Origin of the sequence: Cohnella sp. AR92, assembly GCF_003990975.1 — a bacterium.
In the GTDB taxonomy this organism is placed as follows: Bacteria; Bacillota; Bacilli; order Paenibacillales; family Paenibacillaceae; genus Cohnella.
In genome coordinates this window covers 276,792-293,331 of sequence record NZ_RZJR01000004.1, presented here as the reverse complement: position 1 = coordinate 293,331, position 16,540 = coordinate 276,792, and the positions used below count along the sequence as shown (strand labels likewise).

The window sequence follows — 16,540 nt, the reverse complement described above, 5'->3', positions numbered from 1 at the left end:
GAGAGTTAAGAGAGAGTTAAGAGAGAGTTAAGAGAGAGTTAAGAGAGAGTGCAGAGATAGTGTGTAGAGTTATAGGGACAGTTATAGACGGACAGATATAGACGGAGTAGAGAGAGGGCATAGTCAGAGAGGGCATAGATAAAGTGGGCGCGGAGAGAACGGGCGTGTAGATCCCACTGCGAGAAAGCGGCGTTGATTGGCTTGCCGCCTACGGATAGGTTCTTCTAGCCCCACGATCTGCGATGCATGTTGATCCATTTGGATTTGGTCTCGAAAGTTCTCCAAGCAACGGGAAGAGTGCGGCGAGGCCTCGTAAGGTATCGATACGTGATCCTGGCGGTAGAAGCGCACCAAGACAATAGGTAAGAAAAGGAGGTGTCTTCCTGGCTATTCAGCTTTCTGTTGCTGCGGAAACAAAATTCGGTTAAGTAAGCTTGCAGGTGCTTCGCTCCGATTCCTCGGAACGTGAAGGTCAGCCAACTCCGCAACTCATGACGAATAGGGCTTAGCTTGGGATTCGCCTTGCCGTAGAAAGGAATCTCGCTTACCTCCGAACTGCGAACCTCATTGGAGATAAAAGCTCGGTAGCCTTCCTTAAGAATCGTGCGCTCCGGCAGGCGAACATGATCGGGATCGGGCTGATGCAGCTTGATATGCCGGATCTCATCTTCGCCATCGAAGGAAGCGCCCAATAGAACGGGCTGACAGGAATCGGGATAATGAAAAGCTCCATAGCCGAACGACATCACTTGAACGAAGTCCGACAGCTTGCCGGCTTCGTCCGCCGAATGCATGGCTTCGCGGATCTTGTGGGCAATCAACCATGCGGTTTTGTAGGTGACCTCGAGGATCCCGGTTAGCCGAGTCGCGCTGATTCCGCCGGGAAGAGTCAGAAGGTGGATGGCCTTAAACCATTTGTTGAGCGGAGTCGAACTGCCCTCCAGAATAGTGCCGGCCGTAAGCGAAGCTTGATAACGGCACGATTTGCATTCGAACAGAGGAAGTCGGCGGGTTCGAATCAAGTAGTGCTCGGCGCAGCCGCAGAGCGGGCAACGGTAACCGTCGGGCCAACGGGAATGATAAAGCGCTTTGGCGCAATTCTCCTCGGAAGAAAACAACTCCAAAAAAGCCGCATCCACTGCCCGTTCCGTCACTCCCAACGCCCCCTCGCCTTATTTTCTCCATTATAACGAACAAATGTTCTCATATCAATAACAAATAACATTAAATTTCCATAAAATTAATCGAGGTAGGAGTTCCTGAGGCATTGGGATATCGGTTCTTGAGGAAGTTCGGAGAATGCAGAGCTGCTAAAGGGAGGGGGGGAGACAGGAGGGAGGTGACAGGAGGGAGGAGGGTGGAAAAAGGAGGAGCGGAAAAGGAGGGGATAGTGAGAGAGATAGGGAAGGGCGGGACTGAGCGAAGGGGATAGCGGTTCTAATTGGGGTATGGAGGAATGGAGAAATGGAGCTGCTTAGAGGAGCGGAGAGAGAAGGGAGAGTAGGAGAACGACACGGTCGACACGAAAAAACGCGCCCGGAGGCGCGTTGCGGCAAATGGCAGTTCACGAGCTGCGTTCGGAGTCGGAGCGGGAGGCCGAGACAGAGGAAACTTCTTCTTTGATGGCTTTGGCAGCGTCTTCAGCTTCCGACTTGGCGGTGCGGACGACCGAAAGGGTTTTGTCCATCAGTTCGGAGGCGTGCTGGCCGACTTGGCTCGCGAGCTCCTTCGTCTTGGCGTTGGCGTCCGACACCCATTGAGCCGTGCGGTCGGAAGCTTTTCTGTATTTGGAGCGGATGTCCTTGCGCATCTCCTGGCCGGATTTGGGGGCGAGCAGCAGAGCGGCTGCCGCGCCGATGGCTCCTCCGATCATGACGCCTTTGACCATTCCTTTTGTTTGGGACATTGACAACTCCTCCTTAAGATAAGTTTGAGATAAGTTAAGCGGCTTTGCGAAGCGCTTGGCTGATCAGGCCGAGCAGGAAGACGAACAGCGCGGCGCCGATAATGGAAGGGACGACCGGAAATCCGGCAATGACAGGTCCCCAGGAGCCCAGCAGCAGAACGCCTAGCCAAGCTCCGGCGAAGCCGGCGATCATGGAGCCGAATACCCCTCCCGGCATTCTCGAACGGACGAGCGCGTCGCCGATAATTCCGATCAGGATCGCCATCAGAATGCTTATCAACAATCCCAGCATCGGTATCTCCTCCCTTCGGGATTTGATTCGCCTCTCCGTAATGGAGCGGCGGGTGGCTACTCTTCTTTACCCTTGGACGGAGAAGATGAACCAGACGCCCGGTATGGGACTTTCCGACGCTTACCGTTTGGTCTACAATAGGAACAGACTGTTACGGAAGGCGAGGACGGAAATGGAAGGAAGATTGTTCGATCGATCGGCGCCTTATGGGTGGGGATCGACCGACTCCGGGGAGCGGAGAAGCCGTCGATGGAGACGGATAGATTGGATTCTAGTCGCAGTACTCATGTTGGTATCCGCTTTGGCTTCTTTCCATGACCTGGGGGACCGATCTGCGCCGCAAACGTTCTGGAAGCCGGGGGTATCGGGGGACGGCTTTACGGTTGACTTCGGGGAAGCGCGCTCGGTCAGCCGGCTCAATCTGTACGAAGGGCCCGGGGCCTCCGGCAAGAGCAAGATCGAATATTCTCTCGACGGCTTCAACTGGCAAACGTACGCCGAGATCGAACATAAGGTGAGTCGGGTATTCACATGGAAATCGGAGGACAAGCTGGTAGAAGCCAGGTATATGAGGTATACGGCCACGACGGCCGGCTTCACGCTCTACGAGGCGGCGTTCTTCTCGCCGGACAGCACGACTCCGATTCCGATCGAATCCGTCAAGGACAATGAGAAGAAAGGCTCGCTGACGGAAGGAAGCGGAGCCCTCGCGTTCGACGAGCAGTCGGAAGCGCCTTACCGCCCGGACTACCGCAACAGCATGTACTTCGACGAGATCTACCATGGACGGACCGCGTATGAGTTCATCGAGAAGATGCAGCCCTACGAGAATACGCATCCGCCGCTGGGCAAGGTCATCCTGTCGATCGGGGTTGAGCTGTTCGGCATGACGCCTTATGGCTGGCGCTTCATGGCGGCCGTCGGCGGAACGATCATGATTCCGGTATTCTACATGGCTGCCAGGGGCATGTTCAAGAGAACCCGGTATGCCTTCATGGCTACGCTTCTATTGTTGTTCGAAGGGTTCCATCTCGTTCATTCCCGCATGGCGAACGTGGACATATTCGGGGTAACCTTCACGATCCTGATGTACTACTTCATGTATTTATACGGCGAAACGAAATGGCGAAACGGAGGCTTCGGCAAGAGCTTCCTCTACCTGGGGCTGTCCGGATTTTTCTTCGGCTGCGCTTCCGCGGTCAAGTGGAATTACCTCTACGGGGGAGCCGGGCTTGCGATCCTGTTCTTCTGGTACCTGTACCGAAGAGCCCGAGAAGCAAGGGAGAACGGCGACGACGGCTATGCGAAGAGAATGATCCTGACGCTGATGTCTTGCCTCGTGTTGTTCGTCGCGGTTCCGGTAGCGACCTATGCCACTTCATACATTCCCTACTTCAGGGCAACCGCCGATCACGACGGCATCAAGGATTTGTGGCACGAGCAGAAAAGAATGTACGAGTACCATAAAGGGGTTAAGGAGAAGCATCCATACGCCTCGAAATGGTACACTTGGCCGCTTATGCTGCGTCCGGTTTGGTATTACGGAGGCAAGGATCTGGCGCCGGGAGACGCGCAGAGCATCGCCGCGATCGGCAATCCGCTGATCTGGTGGGGAGGGCTTGCCGCCATGCTCGCGGCTTGGGTCATCGGGCTGCTGAGACGAAGCCGAATCGTTCTGGTCATCGCGGTCATGTATCTTTCCTTCTACGTGCCGTGGATGGTATCGCCTCGCAGCATTACCTTCTTATATCACTACTTCCCGATGGTTCCGCTGCTCATTCTCTCTATCGTCTGGATATTGAGATTCGCGGAGCAAGAGTGGCCGCGGTTCGGGAAAGCTCTGTCGGCCCTCACGCTGGCAGGAGCCGCCTTCCTGTGCGTATGGTTCTATCCGATCTACACGGGACTTACGATCAGCCGGGAATGGATGAACTTCGGAATACGATGGCTGGATAGTTGGGGCTTCTAAGGAAGCATGATGCGAAATCGCAAAGGAGAGCGACAATGAACGGACCTGTTTTTCTATCGGTCGTGGTTCCAATGTACAACGAAGAAGAAGTCATCGAGACGACTTATCGCAGGCTGACGACTGCGCTTGATCCCATCGGAGAGACGTACGAGCTCGTGTTCGTCAACGACGGCAGCAGAGACAATACCGCCAAGATCGTCCGTCGAATTGGCGCGGAGGACCCGAGAGTCAAAATGGTCGACTTCTCGCGCAATTTCGGCCACCAAATCGCGGTTACGGCCGGCATGGATTATTCCTCCGGCCGGGTCGTCGCGCTGATCGACGCCGATCTGCAGGATCCTCCGGAGCTCATCCCGGAGATGATCGCGAAGTGGCGCGAAGGCTACGACGTAATCTATGGGCAGCGGATCGCAAGAAAAGGCGAATCCTTCTTCAAGAAGTGGACGGCAGCGATGTTCTATCGGCTTCTGCGTTCGATGACGTCGGTGAGCATTCCCGTCGACACGGGCGACTTCCGCTTAATGGACCGGAAGGTGTGCGACGCTCTCAGCAGCATGAGGGAGCAGAGCCGCTTCATTCGCGGGATGGTCAGTTGGGCGGGCTTCCGCCAAACCGCCCTGGAGTACGTGCGCGAGGAGCGCTTCGCGGGAGAGACGAAGTACCCGCTGCGCAAGATGATCCGTCTGTCGCTGGACGCGATTACCTCCTTCTCGACCAAGCCGCTCAAATTCGCCGGAGTGCTGGGATTCGCGATGTCCGCCATCGGCTTTATCTACTTGCTCGTCGTCATTTTCCAGCACATCTTCACCAATACGACGTTGAAGGGCTGGACCTCGATGGTCGTCATCAGCCTGCTGTTCCACGGAATCACGCTTATGCTGCTTGGGGTACTTGGCGAATATATCGGCCGGACCTACGAGGAAGCCAAGCGCAGGCCGCTTTATCTCGTGGCGGACAGGCTGAACTTCGAGGATGATCCGGGCGAAGACGGCAGAGAGGCTCGCCCTTCGGCGGCTGCGCAGGGGAAGAATGTCAGCAAAGAGCCGATCGGAGCCGGTCATCGGTCTTAACGCTCAACAGCAAAAAACCGTTCTTTGGTAAAGCGGGAGGCTTCGCCACCACTTTCAAGGAACGGTTTTTTTGTGTACGGCTTCGTATCAATCGGCTGGGACATTAGTAAGCAGCTTCTTGCCCCAGACCGCCTGGCCGTCTCCGTCGAGGCCGGTGAACACGATCGTCGGACGATTCAGCTCCCAATCCCAAGCGGGAAGGAGCAGCACCTTCTCTTGGGTTGACGTGCCGTTCGGATCGTCCCAGCTAAGCGTGAGCGTATGGTCGCCGTCGAAGGTCCACGCGCCGCTTAAGCCTTCCGAGTCGATTCGGCCATCCTTCAGCAGCTTCAGAGGCTCCGACTCCGCTTGGCCGTCGATCCAGCGAAGCTGAACGATCCGTTCCCAGTCTCCGGCGATAGCCGACTCTGGGATTCTCTGCACGCTCTCGCCCGCATACCGCTCAGGGGATACGACCGGCCAGCCGTCCGATGTCCACAGCAGCTTGCGGACATGCAGGTACATCCAATTGGAGTCGCTCTCCGGCCTGGCGTGGTGAACGATGTAGTCGTTCTCCCCGTCCTGAAGAATCGAGTTATGGCCGGGCGCGACCCAGCCGTCCGAATCGCCGAACTTGTAGCCTCCGAGAATCTTCGTTCCGACGTCGAATGGCGGATCGTATGCCGTGTCGGTCAAATCGCGGCCGTTGTAATCGAGATAAGGTCCCTCGATGGAGTCGGACCGGCCGACCCGGACATTGTAATCCGAGGAAAGCGAGTCGTAAGAGACGAACAGGTAATACTTCTTAAGCTCCGGCTTGTAGATCAAATACGGGCCTTCGACGGCGCCCGACTCGGTCTTCGAGTCTCTCGCCGCTATCCGCTTGCCGAAGCCCGGCTCCTTCAGCTTGCCCGTAGCCGGGTCAAGCGGGGCGATATGAATGCCGTCGAAGAACGAGCCGTACACGAACCAAGGTTCCCCCTCGGCGTCGATGACGACGTTCGGATCGATGGCGTTCGGAGCATCTCCCGCCCCCGTCTTGATGACCTCGCCCCGGTCGGTCCAAGGCCCTTCCATCGAGGAGCTGGTCGCGACTCCGATGTACGAGGTGTTCGACCCGAACGTGGAAGAAGAGTAGTACAGGTAATAGGTGTCGCCGAACTTCTCGACGTCGGGCGCCCACAGCGTCGGTCCGCCGGTCCAAGCCCCGGCGTCCTCCGGAACGCCGTCGAACGCGCGTCCGACCCATTCCCAATGGATCAAGTCCTTCGACTTGCGAATCATGACGCCCGGCGTCGGAGCGCCGCCGACCTTGACGTCGGTAGACACGACGTAATACGTTCCGTCGCCGGTCTTGATAATCGAAGGGTCGTGCGCGTTCGTCGTCGTCCATGCGGATTCGTCCTGCATGGAAGCGACGTCGAAGAGCTTCTCGTCGGGAGGAGGCGACGGATAGGTTAACGCGGTTCCGCCGGATCCCCCCGAGCCTCCCGTGTCGCATCCGCTCAACGCGAGGAGGAGCGCCGCGCCGAATCCCGCCCATATTCTCGTCCGCATCGGCTTAGCCCTTGACGCCGGAGATGGCGACGGATTCGATGATCTGCTTCTGGAAGACGAGGAAGACGATCAGCATCGGCAGCAGCGCGACGACGGAAGCCGCCATGATGAGCGGATAGTCGGTCTGAATCGCGTAGGTCGCGTTGAAGTTCGCGATGACGAGCTGGAGCGTCAGCTTGTTCTCGGAGTTCAGGTAGATGATCGGCGCCAGATAGTCGTTCCAGATCGCCATGAACCACAGGATCAGCTGCGCGGCGACTGCCGGCTTGATGAGCGGGAAGATGATTTTCCAAAAGATGCCGAAGTACGAGCTGCCGTCGATCTTGGCCGCTTCGATAAGCTCGTTCGGGATGCTGGAGAGGTACTGCCTCAGGAAAAAGATCATCATGACGTTGCCGAACAAGCCCGGCACGATAAGCGGCAGCAGGGAATCCGTCCAGCCGACGTTCGAGAACATCATGAATTGAGGGATCATGACCGATGGGTACGGAATCATGAGGGAAGCGATCAGGCCCATGAAGATCGCGTTCTTGCCCGCGAATCGCAGCTTCGCGAATGCGAACGCGGCAAGGCTGGACGTGAACGTTCCGACGACCGTTACGGTGACGGCGACGATGGCGCTATTCTTGATTCCGCTAAGCAGAGGGCCTTTCGTCCAGATCTCGTGGTACTTCTCGAAATGCATCGGACTCGGAATCCAGACAGGCGGCAAGGCGAAGACATCCAACCGATCCTTGACCGAGGTTGTGAACATCCAGAGCAGCGGCGCGATCATGAAGATCGCTCCGATCAAGAGCAGAACGAAGATGAGGGAATTCGTCCATTTTCTGCGAAGAACCAATTCCGGTTCCTCCTTTCTCCGCGACCGTTATGCGTTGATATCCGACGACTTGTCCAGCTTGAACTGAATAAGCGTCACGATAAAGATAAAGAGACCCAGAATGACCGTCATCGCGGAGGCGTAGCCCATCTGAAGGTTGCCGAAAGCCTTCTGCCAGACGTAGAACACGACCGAGGCCGAGCTGTACTCGGGACCGCCCGTCGAGGTCATGATGTTGATCTCGGTGAACACCTGGGAGCCGCCGATGATGTTCGTCACGACGACGAAGAAGGTGACCGGCTTAACCATCGGCCAGGTGATGTGCCAGAACCGGCTGAAGCCGCCCGCCCCGTCCAAATCGGCTGCTTCGTAATAATCCTTCGGTACGCTCTGAAGAGCGGCAAGGTAAAGCAGCATCGTATAGCCTAGCCCTTTCCATACCATCATGAGCATGATCGCAGGCTTGACCGTGGACGTGTCCTGAAGCCAGTTCGGCCCGTCGATCCCGATCAAGTCGAGGAATTGGTTCACGAGGCCGAAGTCTCCGTTGTAGGCCAGATTCCACATAATCGAGATGGCGGCGAGAGAGGAGATAACCGGAATGTAGTAGATGACGCGGAAGGTCGTCGTCCCGCGAATGCCCCGGTTGAGTCCCATCGCGATGAGAAGGGCAAGAACGATTCCGACCGGAATCGCCAGCATCATGAAGAACGTATTGTACATGGCTTTATAGAACAGCTCGTCCTGGAAAATGTCCTTGAAGTTGTCCAGGCCGATGAAGTTCCTCTGGCCGAGGCCGTCCCAGTCGGTAAACGATCCGTAAATGGAATAAAGCGCGGGATATAGAGCGAAGCAGAGAAGCCCCAGCACCGGCGCGAGAATGAACAAGTATCCGTAAAATGCCTCTTTGCGATACAGCCTCGATTTGGTCCTCATGGTTCACCTCTAATGTACGGGAATCCGCGAGCGCGACGAGCGGCGCAGCCGGTTGGGCGGGCACCGCTCGTTTCGCTCTTAGGGTCGCGAGCTTATTTCTTCTTGGAGTTCTGTTCTTGTTCGATCGCCTTATCGAGCAGCTTCTGCATCTTCGGTTGTTCTTGCTTGACGTAGTCGGCCGCGCTGATCTTGCCGTCGATAACCGGCTGGATGTCGGTGAAGAACAGGTTATACCATTCCGCGTTGTAAGTCAGAAGCGAAGGGAGCGGACGGCCGTAATCGTTGACGATCTGCAGGAATTCTTCCTTGTTCTCCGGCTTCGTCGACGTGTCGGCGGCCCAAGTCTGAGCCATGTCGGTCAGGTTCGGCATCTGAACCTTCGCGTCGGAGAGCATCTTCATGCCTTCGTCGGAAGCCGTCAGGTACATGACGAGCTCGGCGGCTTGCTCCGGATACTTGGACTGGCTGGAGACTCCAATGCCGAGGGAGCCGAGCCAAGTCGCCGTCTGGCCGGTGGAGCCTACCGGATACGGAATCAGGTCATATTGGAAAGGCAGCTTCTCATACGTGCTCATATCCCAAGGGCCGACCGGGAAGAAGCCGATCTGGCCTTGCATCCAGCGCTGATACGTATCCAGCGTCTGAGCTTCGGAGATCGAAGGCGTAACCTTGTACTTGTTCTGCATGTCGGCGAAGAACTGCAGCGCCTCGGCGAACTTCGGATCATCGATCGTCACCTTCGTGCGGCTGGAATCGATCCAGTCGGCGCCGTTGCTCCAGACAAGGGATTGCAGCGTCCAGTTGACGTTGAGCCCGGTACCCCATTGGTCCAGCTTGCCGTCGCCGTTCGTGTCCTTCGTCAGATCTTGGGCGACCTTGACGAATTCATCCCAGGTGTAAGGCTTGTCCTTGTCCGGAAGCGGGATGTTCGCCTTCTCGAACATCGTCTTGTTGTAGCCCATCGCGAACGGGCCGAGGTCCTTCGGCAGGCCGTAGATGTCGCCTTGTCCGACCTTGTCGCCGTCGTAACGGTACAGATCGACGCCCTTCTGCCAGATCTTGCTGATATCGACGTTCTGGGTATTCTCGACGAAAGAAGTAAGATTCAGAAGCACGCCGCCGTTAACGTAGGCCTTCAGATCGCCCGGGTCGTAGTAGAAGACGTCGGGCGTGCTCTTGCCGGTGATGGCGGCCTTCAGCTTGGTGGCGTATTGGTCGGCGGCCGTGGTGATAACCTTAACCTTGACGCCCGGATGGTCGGCTTCGTATTTGTCGACAACCTTCTTGTAGGCGGCTTGCTCGTCCGGTCCGCCGCGGAACATGAACGTCAGCTCCGCTTTCTCTTTCTTGGCGGCCGGCTGCGTGCTCGCCGGGCTTCCGGATGCGCCGCTAGACGGGCTCGCGCCCTCGTTCCCGTTGTTGCCGCCGCCTCCGCAGGCGGTAAGGGTGAGGCCTGCCGCCACGATCAGGGATACTGCTGGAATCCAAGTTTTCTTTGCCATTGTAAGACCCCTCCGAATGAATAGAATGAATAAGTTGTCCAATCATTCAAGCCCAAAAGCAATTGAAACCGCATACATATTCGCGCCGAGCAACCGCCGACAATCGCTGCCGGCGCTATTGCTCCTGCTTACTTGGAAGAATCGGGAACGGGGCTGCCGAAGTTCGGCGTTCCGTCCTGGTTCCATTGGATCGGCTGGACTCTCGTATGTCGATTGGGATCGTACAAGGGATCTCCAACAATCTCCTTGTAGTTCCTAGCGTGATATACGATAAGGTCCTGCGTGCCGTCCTCCGAGACGGTAAAGCTGTTGTGCCCGGGACCGAATTGGCTTGCGGATTCGTCCGTCCCGAAGACCGGAACAGGGGATTTCGTCCACGAAGCCGGATCCATCGGATCCGCGTCCTCGGGAGCCGACAAGATTCCCAGGCAATAATGATGGTCGGTCGCGCTTGCCGAGTACGTCAGGAAGATGCGGCCGTTGCGCTTCAGCACCGCGGGGCCTTCGTTGACGAGGAAGCCGATCGTTTCCCAATCGTATTCCGGTTTTGTCAGCATAACCTGAGGCTGCTGAATCGTCCATGGATTGCTCATCCTGGCAATGTAAAGATTGGAATTCCCGGCGATGTCTGGATCGCGCTGGGCCCAGACCAGGTAACGGATCCCCCTAAGCTCGAACGTGGTCGGATCCAGCGAGAAGGATTCCCAGGCGGTCTCGATCTTGCCTTTCTCGACCCATTCGCCGCTCATCGGATCGGAATCGCATTCCAGCACGTACATCCGATGGTCGAACAAGCCTTCTCCGTTCGCTCCGCTTCTCGCGGCCGCGAAATAGATGTACCACTTGCCGTCGATAAAATGCAGCTCGGGCGCCCAGATATGCGAGCTCAGCTCGCCGCTCTCGCGCTTGCGCCAGACGACCCGGGTCTGCGCCGTCTCGAGTTCCCGGATCGAAGCGGAACGGCGAATCTCGATTCGGTCGAACTCCGGCACCGAAGCCGTGAAGTAGTACAAGCCATCCGTATGCTTGTAGATCCAAGGATCGGCGCGTTGGGGAACGACAGGGTTCCGATACGCACTTTGCAGCTCGGTTGTTTCTAACATGCCATCACTCTCACCATTCATGAAGTCAAAAAGGAAGTCAAAAAGGCCGGCGTAAAACATTAATGAATCTACAAATATATTTGCTTGGCATTAACGTTATCAAAAAAGCGTTTACATGTCAATAAATAAATTAATATAAAAATTTATCATTAATAAATACATTAATGTTTGTCGATCGGCAATCGGTTGCCATATCATTAATAAATATATATATTATTTATAAAGACGTTGCTCAATTAGCGACGACGGTCCCCGATGGAGGTCGTTCACATGAATCTGGATATATCCGAAAAATCGCTCCCGGTCTACGAAGCGCTGGCGAGCGGCGTTCGGCTCAAGGTCATCCAACTGTTGGCCAAGCAGCCGATGAACATCCGGGAGCTGTCCGAAGCGGTAGGGTTAAGCAGCGCCATCATGACCATGCATATCAAGAAGCTGGAGAAGGCGGGCATCGTCCAGAGCGAGATGCATCCGAGCCGGGGCGGGGTGCAGAAGGTCTGCTCCCTTCAAGTCGAACAGGCGGAGATCATCTTCCCTAACAAAATGGAGCATATTCGCGAATACCACCAGAGCGAGATCTCCGTCGGCCACTTCACCGACTTCCAGGTGGAGCCGACTTGCGGACTGGCGACGACCGAGAAGTTCATCGGCATCGTCGACGATCCTCGTTCGTTCCTGGACGCGGAGAGGTTCCACGCGAAGGTGATCTGGTTCAGCGAAGGCTTCATCGAATATAAAATCCCGAACTTCCTGCTCTCGACCGAGAACCCGAAGGAGCTTGTCATCTCGATGGAGATCTCCTCGGAGGCTCCGCTGACGAACAACAACTGGCCTTCTGACATCACTTTCTATATGAATAACGTCAAGCTCGGCACCTGGACGAGCCCGGGAGACTTCGGAGACAAGAGGGGCAAGTACAACCCTTCCTGGTGGCCGGACGACATCAACCAGTACGGGCTGCTGAAGCATCTGACCGTGACGAACCAGGGCACCCGAATGGACGGCCATCCGCTGTCCGACGTAACGCTTGAGCAGATTAATGTCTGGGACAAGCAATGGACGCTTCGCATCGCCATCGAGAACGATTCGAGCCACATCGGCGGCATTACGCTGTTCGGCAACGGATTCGGCAATTACAAGCAGGACCTCATGTTTCGCTTGTATTACGAGAAGGTGATCCCGGCAGCCGCCCAGGAAGCGAAGGCGGAGGAGCCCAAGAGCACGGCGAATGCCAACAGCTCCAAGGCGAAAGGCAAATCCAAATCCGAATCCAAATCCAAATCCGAATAACCCGTCCGAGAGGCGGAAAAGACAACAAAAAACCGGAGCCTGCTCTCCCGTCTTGAACGAAGGGGGGCGGCATCCGGTTTTTGGCGTTTTTTACAAAGCGACTATCTCATCGGCGCAAGCCGCTTCTTTGAGCAATTCGATCATATGGCGTATGGCCGGATTCCGCCACTTCTTGCGATGCAGCACGATCTGGGTGTAGAGGACGATCCCCGGATTCTCGAAGGGGAGGGCGACCAGACGGCCGTCGGCTAATTCCCGTTCGATCGCGATACGCGGCAGCAGGCCGACGCCGAGACCGTATCCGACGAATTGCTTGATCGCTTCGAGGCTCTCGAACTCGTGCTGGATCTGGTAGCAGACCTCGTTGCTGGCCAGCAAGCGCTCGAAGGCGTTGCGATAGGTGCAGGTCTGCTCGGTGGCGACGTAGCTGTGACCGTTCAAGTCGCTCATCGTGATCCGGGATTGCCGGCACAGAGGATGGCCGGGCTCGGCGAAGAGGACCAGCGATTCTTCGCGGATCGGAATCGTCTCGATGTCGTCGTCCGTCACCATCCGGTCCAGGATGATGCCCGTGTCGATCTCGCCCGAACGGACCATCTGCAGAATCTCCTGCTCATGCAAGGCTTGAACGTGCAGGCTGACCTGAGGGAAGGCCTGGCGGAATTGCTTGAACACGGGAGGCAGGAAGTAGGCGATCATCGACTCGATCGATCCGATGTTGAGGTTCCCGTTCACTTGCCGGGAGATCAGAATCTTCGAATCCTCGTATAGCGTCAGGATCTGCGCGAAAATGTGGTGGAGATGCTCTCCCTCGGACGTCAGCCTCATCGCGCGTCCGTATCGCTCGAACAGGATGACGCCGTATTCCTGTTCCAGCTTCTGAATGTGGGTGGTTACGCTCGATTGTACGTAACCGAGATTCTCCGCGGCCTTGGTGAAGCTCTGGCAACGCGCGACTTCCATAAAGCTTTTGAGAGTGGTAAGGTCCATGGCCGATCACCGCCCGTCTTACTAAGATAGCTTGCGGATAAGGAGCGAAACGAATTGCTGGATTCGATTTTTACGATACGCGGGAATTTTGCGGTCATTCTGCTCCGACTGAATCATACGCGCCAACTCGCTTTTTCGTTCGATCTCCGCCTCGCTCATTTTCCATATTGTAAAAGCCTGATACTCGTGAATCAACATCTTTTTCGCCCCCGATCGGCTTGGATTGAGGATCATCTTACCATCGAAGAGCGGGAAGCAGTTAGCGAAGGATTTGCATGTCAACTATCGAGAAAATCAATGGAAACGCCACCAAAAAAATCCCGCCCGCTCTCCGGCGAATCGGAGAGCAGGCGGGATTGGCAGCGCGTGTTCGTTTGGATGGGGATCAGGACGCCTCGGAAGCCAGCAGTTTCTTGAATTCTTCGGTCAGCAGCGGGACGATCTCGAACAAGTCGCCGACGATCCCGTAATCCGCTACCTTAAAGATAGGCGCCTCGGGGTCCTTGTTGATCGCGACGATGACGCGGGAGCGGCTCATGCCGGCGAGGTGCTGGATGGCGCCGCTGATGCCGCAGGCGATGTACAGCTCGGGAGTGACGACCTTGCCGGTCTGGCCGATCTGCATCGAATATTCGCAGTAGCCGGCATCGCACGCGGCGCGCGAGGCGCCGACCGCGGCTCCGAGCACGGCGGCGAGCTCCTGCAGCGGCTTGAAGCCCTCGGCGCTCCGAACGCCCCGGCCGCCGGAGACGACGATGCGGGCCTCGGTCAGATCCACCTTCCCGGCGGCCTGGCGGATCACGTCCTTGACGATCGTGCGTAGCGAAGCCGGCGGCTGGTAAGGGAGCGCCTCGATCGTTCCGGAAGAGGCGCTTCGTTCCGCTGGAGGCAGGTTGCTCGGACGGACGGTGACGACCTGAGCGGAGCCGGGAGCGAAGCGGCGCGTCTCGAACAGCTTGCCGGCGTAGAGCGGCCGGACGTAAGCGAGATCGTCGCCTTCCCCTTCGAGGGCGACGACATCGGAGATCTGGCCGGCTTGGAGCTTGGCGGCGATAACCGGCGCCAGATCGCGCCCGAATGCCGTATGGCCGAGCGCGACCAGCCGGGGCTGCTGCGTGTCCAGCAAGCTTCCGACGGCGAGGGCATACGATTCGGGATTGTAGGCGGCGAGCTGGGGGTGATCGATGACGTGGACGGTTCCTTCCACGTAAGCCTTCAGTTCCTCGGCCGCGTCGGCAAGCCCGTGCCCGATAAGCAGGGCGGAGACGGCTTCGCCGCTCCCCGACCGAGCGGCACGTGCCGCGTAAAGCGCTTCCAGAGTCACCTGCCGCAGCTTCCCGTTGCGAACTTCCGCAATAACCAGAATAGGTTGACCCATGGGACGGCCTCCTTCGATTCTCGTATCCTATCCGATCGCTAATCGATTCCTAGCCGACTTTATAGAACTTTGGCTTCGCTATGAAGAAGCTGCGCTAGGGCGGAAGCCTGCTCCGCAGGCGATCCGGCGAGCCGACGGCCCGCTTGGCGGACAGCGGGCAGAGCCAGCTTGCCGCGAACGGAGAGAGAGGCGAGCTGCCCTTCGCCGAAGCCCAAGTCTGCGGCTTCGAGCTGTCTCAGCGGCTTCTTCTTGGCCTTCATAATTCCCGGAAGCGACGGGTATCGGGGCTCGTTCAGCCCTTGCTGCGCGGTGAACAGCGCGGGCAGGGCGACCTCCAGCGTCTCGGCGTCGCCCTCCGCGTCGCGGACGGCGGTCGCTTGGCTCCCGTTCACCTCGAGATTGATGATCGAGGAGACGTGGGGAATGCCCAGCCGCTCGGCGAGCCGGAGAGCGACCTGTCCGCCGCCGGTATCGGTCGAGAAGTTCCCGGCGAGAACGATATCGTAAGCTTGCTGCCGCAGATACGCTTCAAGCAGCCTTGCGACGGCGGCCTCGTCGTACTCGCGGGACTCGCCGTCCACGAGCACGGCCTCGTCGGCTCCCATGGCCAAGGCCGTTCGCAGCGCTTCCGCTGCCCGCGGCGGTCCGACGGAGACGACGGTCACCGTCCCTCCGAGCGATTCCTTGAGCAGCAGCGCCTCCTCCACGGCGTACTCGTCATACGGATTGATGACGAACTTGACGCCGTCCTCCGAGACACGCCCGTCTTTCAGCACGATTTTCTCCTCGGTGTCGAACGTTTGCTTTAACAGAACATAGATGTTCATAGCGACGTCTCCTCCCATAGGGAAATAAGGGACAGGCCCTTCTTATCGCAAGCCTCGCAGGAAAAACCCGACGGTCGGCTCCACGAGCGGAGCCAGGGAATACTTGCAGCCCGAGATCAGCCAGGAGGTGACGACCTCGTCCATCGCGCCGAACAGCAGCAAGCGGGTCAGCTTCGGATCCAGATCGGCCCGGAACTCGCCGGTCTCCATCCCTCTTCTAACCATATGCTCGATGAGCTGGATATAGGGCTTCACCGCCTGGCCGATCGCCTTGCGCAGCTCCAGCGAGCTTTGGCGCAGCTCGATCTGCGTCACGTAGGCCAGCTCGATATTCCGCTCCAGCTGCGTGAAGTGGATCTCGCAGATCTGGCGCAGCGCTTCCGAGGCCGAACCGGCTTCGCCTATCCTCGCGTTGAACTGCTCGACGAGCTCCCCGAGCCGGCTCTGGAACAGGGAGATGAGAATATCCTCCTTGTTCTTGAAGTACAGATAGATCGTTCCGTCCGCGACTCCGGCTTCCTTGGCGATGCGGGACACCTGCGCGCCGTGGTAGCCGTTCTCGGCGATGACCTTCTGCGCGGCGTCGAGAATCAGGCTGTATTTTTCTTTCTTTTTACTTGTCATGAAGGCACCCCGGTGCTACAATTTGAATCAATTACTGAATGAATGCTCATTCATTTTTTCTTCATCGTAGGGAAAAATCAAACGAAAGTCAAGGGGGTCAGCGCTCATAAACTCGTTATAGAAGGCAAAATTGTAACCGTTATCAAAGCTTAATCAACCGTCTGTTACGAAATCTTTTACTCGCTCTTTCTCGGCATCCGCACCCGGTTTCTTCCTCTTCTCATTCGCACTCGCGACCGCACTCTTTTTCAACCCCTATTCCTCGCCCGGAAGCTTGCGCTCATTGCACGCCCGTTC

Annotated in this window: 16 protein-coding genes; 3 read left to right on the top strand and 13 right to left on the bottom strand. The window is 57.2% G+C overall.

What is annotated here, in order from left to right; all coding sequences use genetic code 11:
• Positions 1 to 224: 224 nt before the first annotated feature.
• The 3 genes from ELR57_RS08420 to ELR57_RS08410 form a co-directional block, all read right to left on the bottom strand.
• Positions 225 to 1,154, bottom strand: a complete 930-nt coding sequence (locus tag ELR57_RS08420; protein WP_158629967.1) for a transposase — start codon at positions 1,152 to 1,154, stop codon at positions 225 to 227.
• A 410-nt stretch (positions 1,155 to 1,564) separates the two neighbouring features.
• Complete coding sequence (locus ELR57_RS08415) at positions 1,565 to 1,906, bottom strand: YtxH domain-containing protein (RefSeq protein WP_126958576.1); 342 nt, start codon at positions 1,904 to 1,906, stop codon at positions 1,565 to 1,567.
• A gap of 34 nt (positions 1,907 to 1,940) precedes the next feature.
• Positions 1,941 to 2,198: a GlsB/YeaQ/YmgE family stress response membrane protein gene (locus ELR57_RS08410; protein ID WP_126958575.1), complete on the bottom strand. Its 258-nt coding sequence runs from the start codon at positions 2,196 to 2,198 to the stop codon at positions 1,941 to 1,943.
• A gap of 172 nt (positions 2,199 to 2,370) precedes the next feature.
• On the opposite strand from ELR57_RS08410, the gene ELR57_RS08405 reads away from it, so the two are divergent.
• Positions 2,371 to 4,167 (top strand): phospholipid carrier-dependent glycosyltransferase, encoded by a 1,797-nt coding sequence (locus ELR57_RS08405; protein WP_158629966.1) that lies wholly within the window; start codon positions 2,371 to 2,373, stop codon positions 4,165 to 4,167.
• 35 nt (positions 4,168 to 4,202) lie between these two features.
• The gene (locus ELR57_RS08400; protein ID WP_126958573.1) at positions 4,203 to 5,237 is read left to right on the top strand and encodes a glycosyltransferase family 2 protein; all 1,035 of its coding nucleotides are present in this window, start codon (positions 4,203 to 4,205) and stop codon (positions 5,235 to 5,237) included.
• Positions 5,238 to 5,324: 87 nt separating this feature from the next.
• Here ELR57_RS08400 and ELR57_RS08395 read toward each other — a convergent pair whose 3' ends face one another.
• The 5 genes from ELR57_RS08395 to ELR57_RS08375 all read right to left on the bottom strand — a co-directional run bounded on the left by ELR57_RS08395 (position 5,325) and on the right by ELR57_RS08375 (position 11,134).
• The gene (locus ELR57_RS08395) at positions 5,325 to 6,773 is read right to left on the bottom strand and encodes an arabinan endo-1,5-alpha-L-arabinosidase (protein ID WP_126958572.1); all 1,449 of its coding nucleotides are present in this window, start codon (positions 6,771 to 6,773) and stop codon (positions 5,325 to 5,327) included.
• Positions 6,774 to 6,777: 4 nt separating this feature from the next.
• Positions 6,778 to 7,614, bottom strand: a complete 837-nt coding sequence (locus ELR57_RS08390) for a carbohydrate ABC transporter permease (protein WP_238162448.1) — start codon at positions 7,612 to 7,614, stop codon at positions 6,778 to 6,780.
• Between the two features lie 27 nt (positions 7,615 to 7,641).
• Positions 7,642 to 8,529, bottom strand: coding sequence for a carbohydrate ABC transporter permease (locus ELR57_RS08385; RefSeq protein WP_126958571.1), 888 nt, complete (start codon positions 8,527 to 8,529; stop codon positions 7,642 to 7,644).
• A 92-nt stretch (positions 8,530 to 8,621) separates the two neighbouring features.
• A complete protein-coding gene (locus ELR57_RS08380; RefSeq protein WP_126958570.1) occupies positions 8,622 to 10,031 on the bottom strand; it encodes an ABC transporter substrate-binding protein in 1,410 nt (469 codons plus the stop codon).
• A 128-nt stretch (positions 10,032 to 10,159) separates the two neighbouring features.
• Complete coding sequence (locus ELR57_RS08375; RefSeq protein ID WP_192896548.1) at positions 10,160 to 11,134, bottom strand: glycoside hydrolase family 43 protein; 975 nt, start codon at positions 11,132 to 11,134, stop codon at positions 10,160 to 10,162.
• 270 nt (positions 11,135 to 11,404) lie between these two features.
• Here ELR57_RS08375 and ELR57_RS08370 point away from each other — a divergent pair, with 270 nt between their 5' ends.
• Positions 11,405 to 12,424, top strand: a complete 1,020-nt coding sequence (locus ELR57_RS08370; protein WP_126958569.1) for an ArsR/SmtB family transcription factor — start codon at positions 11,405 to 11,407, stop codon at positions 12,422 to 12,424.
• 90 nt (positions 12,425 to 12,514) lie between these two features.
• Here the strand turns inward: ELR57_RS08370 and ELR57_RS08365 are convergent, their stop codons facing one another.
• The 5 genes from ELR57_RS08365 to ELR57_RS08350 all read right to left on the bottom strand — a co-directional run bounded on the left by ELR57_RS08365 (position 12,515) and on the right by ELR57_RS08350 (position 16,243).
• On the bottom strand, positions 12,515 to 13,414 hold the full coding sequence (locus tag ELR57_RS08365; RefSeq protein ID WP_126958568.1) for a LysR family transcriptional regulator: 900 nt from the start codon (positions 13,412 to 13,414) through the stop codon (positions 12,515 to 12,517).
• 21 nt (positions 13,415 to 13,435) lie between these two features.
• Positions 13,436 to 13,612, bottom strand: coding sequence for a hypothetical protein (locus ELR57_RS27820; RefSeq protein WP_158629965.1), 177 nt, complete (start codon positions 13,610 to 13,612; stop codon positions 13,436 to 13,438).
• A 187-nt stretch (positions 13,613 to 13,799) separates the two neighbouring features.
• The gene (locus ELR57_RS08360) at positions 13,800 to 14,792 is read right to left on the bottom strand and encodes an electron transfer flavoprotein subunit alpha/FixB family protein (RefSeq protein ID WP_126958567.1); all 993 of its coding nucleotides are present in this window, start codon (positions 14,790 to 14,792) and stop codon (positions 13,800 to 13,802) included.
• A 59-nt stretch (positions 14,793 to 14,851) separates the two neighbouring features.
• Positions 14,852 to 15,619, bottom strand: a complete 768-nt coding sequence (locus tag ELR57_RS08355) for an electron transfer flavoprotein subunit beta/FixA family protein (RefSeq protein ID WP_126958566.1) — start codon at positions 15,617 to 15,619, stop codon at positions 14,852 to 14,854.
• 42 nt (positions 15,620 to 15,661) lie between these two features.
• The gene (locus ELR57_RS08350) at positions 15,662 to 16,243 is read right to left on the bottom strand and encodes a fatty acid metabolism transcriptional regulator FadR (RefSeq protein WP_126958565.1); all 582 of its coding nucleotides are present in this window, start codon (positions 16,241 to 16,243) and stop codon (positions 15,662 to 15,664) included.
• Positions 16,244 to 16,540 lie beyond the last annotated feature (297 nt).

Excerpts from the sequence above, each read along its gene's own strand:
- ELR57_RS08375 (WP_192896548.1), bottom strand. The coding sequence starts at position 11,134 with ATGTTAGAAACAACCGAGCTGCAAAGTGCGTATCGGAACCCTGTCGTT.
- ELR57_RS08350 (WP_126958565.1), bottom strand. The coding sequence starts at position 16,243 with ATGACAAGTAAAAAGAAAGAAAAATACAGCCTGATTCTCGACGCCGCG.
- ELR57_RS27820 (WP_158629965.1), bottom strand. The coding sequence starts at position 13,612 with ATGTTGATTCACGAGTATCAGGCTTTTACAATATGGAAAATGAGCGAG.
- ELR57_RS08395 (WP_126958572.1), bottom strand. The coding sequence starts at position 6,773 with ATGCGGACGAGAATATGGGCGGGATTCGGCGCGGCGCTCCTCCTCGCG.
- ELR57_RS08380 (WP_126958570.1), bottom strand. The coding sequence starts at position 10,031 with ATGGCAAAGAAAACTTGGATTCCAGCAGTATCCCTGATCGTGGCGGCA.
- ELR57_RS08355 (WP_126958566.1), bottom strand. The coding sequence starts at position 15,619 with ATGAACATCTATGTTCTGTTAAAGCAAACGTTCGACACCGAGGAGAAA.
- ELR57_RS08365 (WP_126958568.1), bottom strand. The coding sequence starts at position 13,414 with ATGGACCTTACCACTCTCAAAAGCTTTATGGAAGTCGCGCGTTGCCAG.
- ELR57_RS08410 (WP_126958575.1), bottom strand. The coding sequence starts at position 2,198 with ATGCTGGGATTGTTGATAAGCATTCTGATGGCGATCCTGATCGGAATT.
- ELR57_RS08370 (WP_126958569.1), top strand. The coding sequence starts at position 11,405 with ATGAATCTGGATATATCCGAAAAATCGCTCCCGGTCTACGAAGCGCTG.
- ELR57_RS08360 (WP_126958567.1), bottom strand. The coding sequence starts at position 14,792 with ATGGGTCAACCTATTCTGGTTATTGCGGAAGTTCGCAACGGGAAGCTG.
- ELR57_RS08415 (WP_126958576.1), bottom strand. The coding sequence starts at position 1,906 with ATGTCCCAAACAAAAGGAATGGTCAAAGGCGTCATGATCGGAGGAGCC.
- ELR57_RS08385 (WP_126958571.1), bottom strand. The coding sequence starts at position 8,529 with ATGAGGACCAAATCGAGGCTGTATCGCAAAGAGGCATTTTACGGATAC.
- ELR57_RS08405 (WP_158629966.1), top strand. The coding sequence starts at position 2,371 with ATGGAAGGAAGATTGTTCGATCGATCGGCGCCTTATGGGTGGGGATCG.
- ELR57_RS08400 (WP_126958573.1), top strand. The coding sequence starts at position 4,203 with ATGAACGGACCTGTTTTTCTATCGGTCGTGGTTCCAATGTACAACGAA.